Genomic DNA, 7,484 nt, shown 5'->3' with positions numbered 1-7,484 from the left:
CCGGCTCGGCCGGCACCGCCCAGGCCAAGAAGGACGCCCTGGAGAAGGTCGGCGTCCGCGTCGGCAGGACCCCGAGCGAGACCGCCCGCCTGATGCGCGAGGTCGTCGAGTCGCTCTAGCGCACGGCTCCGGGGCCACGGCCCCGGGTGGGCGAACGCGGCGGCACACGCCCCTGGAGCGTGCTCCGGGGCGTGGCCTCGGGCGAGCGCGGAACGCGGCATGGCGCCGCGCGGTCCGGTGGCGGGCTCGGCAGACCGCGCCCCGCCCCCACCGCGTCGAGGACCATCGAAGGGCGCCCGGCACCCCGCCGGGCGCCTTTCGCCATGCGATCCCGGTACGTGCCTCGTACGCGGTCCCCGTACGCGGTCCCGATACACAGTCCCGACGCGCGATCCCGTAAGCGTTCTCGACGCGCGGTCCGGCGGGGCCTCCCACCGTCGCGAGGGCTCGCCGGGTCCGCGCCGCCGATCGCCTGGTGGCCCGATCGTTCCGACAGCGGCACGTTCCTGCCCGAGGGAGGGGTCGCGGGCGGTTTCCGTACCGGCATCGCCCGGATACCACAGGGGGCTCCCGTCACGCGGTGCGCGACACGCGGGCGCGGGAGTCCCTTCCGCACCGAAGATCCTGAGACCATCGACTACTGTGACGGCCCTTTTCGATCAGCTACGGACGGCTCCCCGCAACGTCCTCAGCCGTATCCCCCTGCCCGGCCTCACGGGTGACGACGATGACGTCCGCCGGCCGCTTCCCGTCTCCGGGATGCTCGCCGCCGCGTGGACCCTCGGCGTGGGGCTGGCGGTGCTCACCACGCTCACCCTGGTCGGCTGGATCGCCGCTCCCCGCGGCGCGCTCGGCGCGGGCCTGCCCGCGGTGTTCCGCACCGCGTCGCAGCTCTGGCTGGCCGCGCACCACGCGGGTTTCGCGATACCCGGCGGCTCGGTGGGGCTGCTCCCGCTCGGGCTCACGGTCCTGCCCGCCTTCCTGCTGTACCGCGCGGGGATGTGGATGGCCCGCGACGCGGACCTGCGGCTCCGGTTGCCCGCCCGGCTGCCCAAGAACACCCCGAAGGAGGTGTCCAACGCCCGCCGCAGGGCGCAGCTGGTCCTGATCGCGCAGGCGGGCATCTCGCTGGCGGCGCCGTACGCGCTGCTGGCCGGGCTGATCGCGCTGGTCACCAGGAACGAGATCACCCAGCCCTTCCTCGGCGACGTGCTGGTCAGCCATCTGGTACTGGCCTTCATCGCGGGCTCCGTGGCCGTCGCGAGGACGATCGGGCCCTGGCGGTCGATGCTGCGCCTGCTGCCCGAGCGGCTGCGCTCGGTCGTGGCCGGGACGTCCGCCGCACTGGCGATCATGCTCGTGGCGGGTGCCGTCATGGTGCTCGGGGCCGTCGTGGTCAACTTCGGGCAGGTCCAGGAGCTGTCCGGGATCCTGGCGCCGGGGTTCGTCGGCGGCCTGCTGCTCCTGCTGGTCCAGGGGCTCTACCTGCTCAACGCCGTCATCTGGGGGCTGGCCTACATCGCGGGTCCCGGTTTCGCGGTCGGCACCGGCACGCTGGTCGCGCCGACGGGCGTGCAGCTGGGCACGGTGCCGAGCCTGCCGATCCTGGGCGCGCTGCCCGAGGCGGGCCCGACCCCGGCCTGGGTGATGATCGTGATCGCGGTGCCGTTCGTGGCCGGGGCCGTGGCGGGCATCCTGGTCGTCCGGATCTCGCCCTCCTCCTCGTACGAGGGGGCGCCGCTGTGGGGGTTCGTCTGCGGGCTGGCGACCGGGGCGACGGCGGGCCTGCTCGCGGCGCTCTCCGGCGGCTCGCTCGGCGGCGCGCGGCTGTCCGCGCTGGGCCCGGCGGGGTGGGAGGTGATGCTCTCGGTGACCCTGGAGGTGGGCGTCGCGGCGGGGATCGCCGCCGGGCTGGCCAACTGGTGGCTGATCTTCCGCGGCCACAGCACCGCCGTCACCAAGGCGGCGGCCAAGGTCGGCACGGCCACCGCCCCGGTGCGCAAGGCGGGCGTCAAGATCGCCAAGGCGGCGGCCTCGGCGGCCGGGAAGGTCGGCTTCGCCGAGCCGGAGGAGTTGCAGAAGCTCCCCGGCTACTGGCTGGACGCCACGGAGTGCGACACCCAGCCGATCCCGGTCATCAGGGACGACTGGGAGGACGAGCACGCCTCGGCCGCCGCGGAGAACCCGCAGAAGACCCGCCGCCCCGACCCGCCGCGCCCGCCCCGGCGCGACATCGTCGACGAGACCGACGACAAGGGCGGCCACGTCATCTACGTCGACCCCTACGCCTGGGACCGCGACTGAGAAGCGGGCATCCACGTTCCGCCACACCTGAGACTGAGGTCATCCGAGACTCCTGAGGCTGAGGTCACCTGGGACCGTGGCCGCCCGGGACGCGGCCGGCGGAGGCCGCGACCCCTCGGGGCCGCGGCCTCCAGGGACCGTGACGACCCAAGACCCTGACATCCCAAGACCCTGACCCCCGGGGCCGTAACCGACCGTGACCGACCGGCACCGTGACCGTCCAAGATCGTGGCTGGAGGCCCGGTGGCCGGAAATCCGGTCATGCCTGGAAACCCTTCGCGCGGGGCCGGGCGTATGGACGGGTATGAGACCTAAGACGGCCGCGTGAGCGGTCACGAGGGGTTCACCGAGTTCGTGGCGGCGCGGGGAGCGAGCCTGTTCAGGATCGCCCACCTCACCTGCGGGTCCCGCGACGAGGCCGAGGACGTCCTGCAGAGCGCGCTGGAGAAGGCCTACCGCAGCTGGGGCCGCCTGCACGCGGGAAGCGACCCCGAACCCTACGTGCGCCGCATCATCGTCAACACCGCCATCAGCCGCGCCCGCCGTCGCGCGATCCTGCGGATCTTCCTGACCGACTCGCCCCCGGACACCCCGGCGCCCGACTCCCTGACCGGGGTCGAGCTTCGCCAGGTCCTGATCACCGGTCTCCGGGGCCTGCCGCCCCACCAGCGCGCCGTACTGGTCCTGCGTTTCTTCGAGGACCTGACCGAGGCCCAGACCGCGGAGGTCCTCCGATGCTCGATCGGGGCGGTCAAGAGCCAGGCGTCCAAGGGACTGGCCCGTCTGCGCGCCCTGATCGGCGCCGATCTTCACGAGGAGGAGCTTCCCCATGCCGAACGTTGAGCAAGAACTCCGGCTGGCCATGGTCGAGGAGACCTCCGCGCTCGGCGTGCCACCGGGCCTCGCCCACCGGGTCGTACAGGGCGCGAAACGGGACAGGAGGGCTCGTACGGCGGCGGTGGCCCTGGTCGCCGCGGCCGTGCTGGCGGCGGCCGTGCCCAGCTACCTGGTCGTGACGGACCGCGGCGGCGTCGCCTCCCCCACCCAGGCGGTGGGCGTGGACGGGGTGAAGGTCGGTTACCTGCCCGCGGGTCTCGGCGCCCCCGTGGTGGAGAGAGCCGACGCGGGAGGTCTTCGCGGCACCGGCGCGACCTGGGGGACGGGGGACGACCTCGTCCGGGTCACGGTCTACCGGGACGCGACCTTCCACATCGGAGGAGCCGAGCGGGTGCTCGGCGGGGTCAGGGGCACGCCCGAGACGCTGCCGGGAGCCCTCGTCGCGAAGGTGCGCGGACGCGGGGCGTTCACCCGGGCCGAGGGGGACGACCTGGTCTGGGAGGAGTGGCCCGGCCTGGTCCTGCGCGTCACGGTGGGCGCCCGGCACCGGGACGCCCTGCGGAGGATCGCCGACGGTCTCGTCCCCAGGGATCCGACCGGCGGACTCTTCCAGGGACTGCGCGTCACCTACGTTCCCCCCGGCCTGCACCTGAAGGACCTCTCCACCGCGGTCGACCCGACCGGGTGGACCGAGATCGAATGGAGCGGGGACGACGGGGCCTCGATCCGGATCCTGGCGGTGCGCGGGGTGAGCGCCGCGGACGCGGAGACGTTGCTCACCTGGGCCAGGGTCCGTCAGAACCTGTACACCGCCACCCCGGAGAAGGTCCGGGGCAGACCGGGGTACCGGGCCGACGGGGGCGGCCAGGGCGCCTCGTACTCGCGGATGCGCCTGTGGCTGGAGAGGCCCGGTCTCGGATACGTCGTGGAGGTGAACGAGGGCCTCGCGACCACACTGGACCGGATCGTGAAGGGCCTCGTCCCCATCGAGCCGCCGTCCACCTCCGGCGACGCGGTCGACGACGTCGCCGTCGCCTACCTGCCTCCCGGCCTGCGACGGGTCGCCGGGGAGACGACGCGGCTCGGCAGGGGCTGGAGCGCGAAGGCCGGACGCTGGTCGGACGGCGCGCGCGACGTCGAGGTCACCGTGGTACGCGGCGCGGTCCTGCACAGCAGTCAGTGGGTGGACGAGTTCCTGCGCGGCGAGAAGCGGGAGTCCGCACGCACGGGAGCGCCGCTCATGGGCATACGGACCACCGATCCGGACGGTCACCGGGGGATCTTCTTCGAGAGCGCGGAGGTCGCCGTACACGTCAAGGTCGATCCCGCCCTCGCCGGCGAACTGGACAGGATCGCCGCGAAGATCCGCGTCCCGCCCCCGTCCTACCGGCCATAGCCCCTGCGGGCCGTAGCTCCACCGGCCATGGCTCCCGCGGGTCGTGGCTCCCGCGGGTTGCGGGAGTTACGGCCCGCAGGTCTTACGGGCACCGACCAAGGAGGGGGGCCCGCGAGCGCGGGTGGTGTCATCACCGGCCACCCGCCGCCCGGTCAGGGCCGGAAGGGGCCTGTCAGGGCGGGAAGGGGAACTGCACCTGGCCCGGCTGCAGGAAGGGCATCTTCCGCTCCATGGCCCGTTCGAGCTGCTCCACGCACTCGTTCTGCGCCGCGATGGTGCCCGCGCCCCTGCCGCACTCGGTGTAGGCGGCGAGCTCGTCACCGAAGTAGAACTGCAGCGCCGTCACCGCGATCGAGATCAGCAACGCCCCGGCCGACAGCACGACGCCGACCACGGCGGTGCCGGCGGGCTTGGGGATGGAGCGGAGCGTCCTGATCGCACGGATCGAGGTGATGAGGGCGAAGATCGCCATGACGATTCCCGCGAGGGGGAGCACCAGCGTCATCACCACCGCGGCGACCGCGAGCCACAGCGCCCTCCGACCGGCGCTCTCGGCGGGCCGGACCTCGACCGGTAGTGTCACCTGACCTCCTTGCATCGTTCGTACGGACAGGCCGATACCCTTGCAGCGGCGTGAGTCCCCGTCCGAATGGAGTGCGTCGGTGTCATCCCAGGCCGTTCGGCTTGTGGTTCTCGTGTCCGGTTCTGGAACCAACCTACAGGCCCTGCTGGACGCTGTGGCAGACGAAACCTACGGTGCCCGGATCGTGGCCGTGGGTGCCGACCGCCTCGGCGTCGAGGGGCTGGCCCGGGCCGAGCGCGCGGGGGTGCCGACCTTCGTGGAGAGACTGGCCGACCACCCCACCCGCGAGGAGTGGGACGAGAGTCTCGCCGCCCGCATCGCCGGGTACCGGCCGGATCTCGTGGTCTGCGCGGGGTTCATGAAGATCCTCGGCGCGCCGACGCTGGAGGCCTTCCCGGTCCTCAACACCCACCCAGCCCTGCTGCCCTCCTTCCCCGGCGCGCACGGCGTCCGTGACGCGCTCTCGTACGGCGTGCGCGTCACCGGCTGCACCGTGATGCTCGCCGACGCGGGTGTCGACACCGGGCCGATCATCGCCCAGGAGGCCGTGCCCGTGCTGGACGGCGACGACGAGGCGGCCCTGCACGAGCGCATCAAGACCGTCGAGCGTCACCTGCTCGTCGACACCGTTGGCCGGATGGCCCGCGAGGGCTGGACCGTCACCGGCAGGACCGTCCGATTCGGACGACCCGGCGGATGAGCCGGGCGCCACGGAGAAAACCGGAACCAACCAGGAGGAGCACGAAGTGACCCGCATCGCCATCCGGCGCGCGTTGATCGCGGTGTATGACAAGAGCGGGCTGGAGGAACTGGCCCGCGGGCTCGACGCCGCGGGTGTGGAGATCGTCTCCACCGGGGGCACCGCCGCGAGGATCGCCTCCTTCGGCGTCCCCGTCACTCCTGTCGAGTCGCTGACCGGCTTCCCCGAGTGCCTCGACGGCCGGGTCAAGACTCTGCACCCGCGCGTGCACGCCGGGCTGCTGGCCGACAGCGGCAACCCGTCCCACGCCAAGCAGCTGGAAGAGCTGGAGATCGAGCCGTTCGAGCTGGTGGTGGTCAACCTCTACCCGTTCCAGGAGACCGTGGCCTCCGGCGCCTCCGACGCCGAGTGCGTGGAGCAGATCGACATCGGCGGCCCCGCCATGATCCGGGCCGGGGCCAAGAACCACGGCACCGCCGCGGTCGTGGTCGACCCCGCCTCCTACGGTGACGTGCTCGCCGCGGTCGCAGCGGGCGGCTTCACCCTCGACGAGCGCCGACGCCTGGCCGCCGCCGCGTACGCCCACACCGCCTCGTACGACACCGCGGTGGCCTCCTGGTTCGCGAGCGTCTACGCCGCCGAGGACGGCGCGTGGCCGCGTTACATGGGCGCGGCCTGGGAGCTGCGGTCGCCGCTGCGCTACGGCGAGAACCCGCACCAGGGCGCCGCCCTGTACTCCGGGCAGAAGGACGGGCTGGCCAACGCCGAGCAGCTGCACGGCAAGGAGATGTCCTACAACAACTACCTCGACGCCGACGCCGCCTGGCGGGCCGCCTGGGACTTCGACGGGCCCGCCGTGGCGATCATCAAGCACCAGAACCCGTGCGGCATCGCGGTCGGCGCCGACGTCGCCGAGGCGCACCGCAAGGCGCACGCCTGCGACCCCGTCTCGGCGTACGGCGGGGTGATCGCGGTCAACGGGGAGGTGACCGGGGAGCTGGCCCGGCAGATCGCCGACGTGTTCACCGAGGTCGTGGTGGCCCCCTCCTTCACGGAGGAGGCGCTGGAGGTGCTCACCGCCAAGAAGAACATCAGGCTGCTGTCCTGCCTCGGCGGGCCGTCCAACCCGGCGGAGTTCCGCAGGATCGACGGCGGCCTGCTGGTGCAGACCGCCGACCGGGTCGACGCCCCGGGCGACGACCCGTCCACCTGGGAGCTGAAGGCCGGGCCCGCCGCCTCCGCCGAGGTCCTCGCCGACCTCGCCTTCGCCTGGAAGGCGTGCCGCTCGGTGAAGTCCAACGCGATCCTGCTCGCCTCGGACGGCGCGAGCGTGGGCGTCGGCATGGGTCAGGTCAACCGGGTCGACTCGGCGCGGCTCGCGGTCTCCCGGGCGGGCGAGCGCGCCTCAGGGGCCGCGGCGGCCTCCGACGCGTTCTTCCCCTTCGCCGACGGCCCGCAGATCCTCATCGACGCGGGAGTGAGGGCGATCGTGGAGCCGGGCGGTTCGATCAGGGACGAGGAGGTCGTCGCGGCGGCCGAGGCGGCCGGGGTGACCCTTTACTTCACCGGCACCCGTCACTTCTTCCACTGACCCTTCCCCTGGGTGCGGCCGCCGTACGGCTGTGGCGGCCGCGCACAGGAGATAAGAAAGTGGCGGATTAGAC

General features: G+C 72.9%; 6 protein-coding genes and 1 pseudogene. 6 read left to right on the top strand and 1 reads right to left on the bottom strand.

Annotation, left to right across the window (positions count from 1 at the left end; genetic code table 11):
• The 4 genes and pseudogenes from ACFFRH_RS38820 to ACFFRH_RS38805 all read left to right on the top strand — a co-directional run.
• A pseudogene (locus ACFFRH_RS38820) lies at positions 1–119 on the top strand (succinate--CoA ligase subunit alpha); the annotation flags it as partial.
• A 523-nt stretch (positions 120–642) separates the two neighbouring features.
• The gene (locus tag ACFFRH_RS38815; RefSeq protein WP_386162518.1) at positions 643–2,304 is read left to right on the top strand and encodes a cell division protein PerM; all 1,662 of its coding nucleotides are present in this window, start codon (positions 643–645) and stop codon (positions 2,302–2,304) included.
• 324 nt (positions 2,305–2,628) lie between these two features.
• The gene (locus ACFFRH_RS38810) at positions 2,629–3,147 is read left to right on the top strand and encodes a SigE family RNA polymerase sigma factor (RefSeq protein WP_386162515.1); all 519 of its coding nucleotides are present in this window, start codon (positions 2,629–2,631) and stop codon (positions 3,145–3,147) included.
• A complete protein-coding gene (locus ACFFRH_RS38805; RefSeq protein ID WP_386162513.1) occupies positions 3,134–4,537 on the top strand; it encodes a hypothetical protein in 1,404 nt (467 codons plus the stop codon). Before ACFFRH_RS38810 ends, ACFFRH_RS38805 begins: the two co-directional genes overlap by 14 nt.
• Before the next feature lie 172 nt (positions 4,538–4,709).
• Here ACFFRH_RS38805 and ACFFRH_RS38800 read toward each other — a convergent pair whose 3' ends face one another.
• Positions 4,710–5,120 carry a hypothetical protein gene (locus ACFFRH_RS38800; RefSeq protein WP_344749236.1) on the bottom strand — a complete coding sequence of 137 codons (411 nt, stop codon included), beginning with the start codon at positions 5,118–5,120 and terminating at the stop codon, positions 4,710–4,712.
• 79 nt (positions 5,121–5,199) lie between these two features.
• Between ACFFRH_RS38800 and purN the strand changes: the two genes are divergently transcribed.
• Complete coding sequence (purN, locus tag ACFFRH_RS38795) at positions 5,200–5,820, top strand: phosphoribosylglycinamide formyltransferase (protein ID WP_344749234.1); 621 nt, start codon at positions 5,200–5,202, stop codon at positions 5,818–5,820.
• A 46-nt stretch (positions 5,821–5,866) separates the two neighbouring features.
• Positions 5,867–7,411, top strand: a complete 1,545-nt coding sequence (purH, locus tag ACFFRH_RS38790; RefSeq protein WP_344749233.1) for a bifunctional phosphoribosylaminoimidazolecarboxamide formyltransferase/IMP cyclohydrolase — start codon at positions 5,867–5,869, stop codon at positions 7,409–7,411.
• The last annotated feature ends 73 nt before the right edge of the window (positions 7,412–7,484 follow it).

It is taken from the genome of Streptosporangium vulgare (assembly GCF_042428775.1).
Lineage (GTDB): Bacteria > Actinomycetota > Actinomycetes > Streptosporangiales > Streptosporangiaceae > Streptosporangium > Streptosporangium vulgare.
The sequence above is the reverse complement of the archived record's forward strand: the minus strand, read 5'-3'. Positions and strand labels throughout refer to the sequence as shown.

Coding starts and splice junctions, on each gene's coding strand:
- ACFFRH_RS38805 (WP_386162513.1), top strand. CDS start 3,134: ATGCCGAACGTTGAGCAAGAACTCCGGCTGGCCATGGTCGAGGAGACC.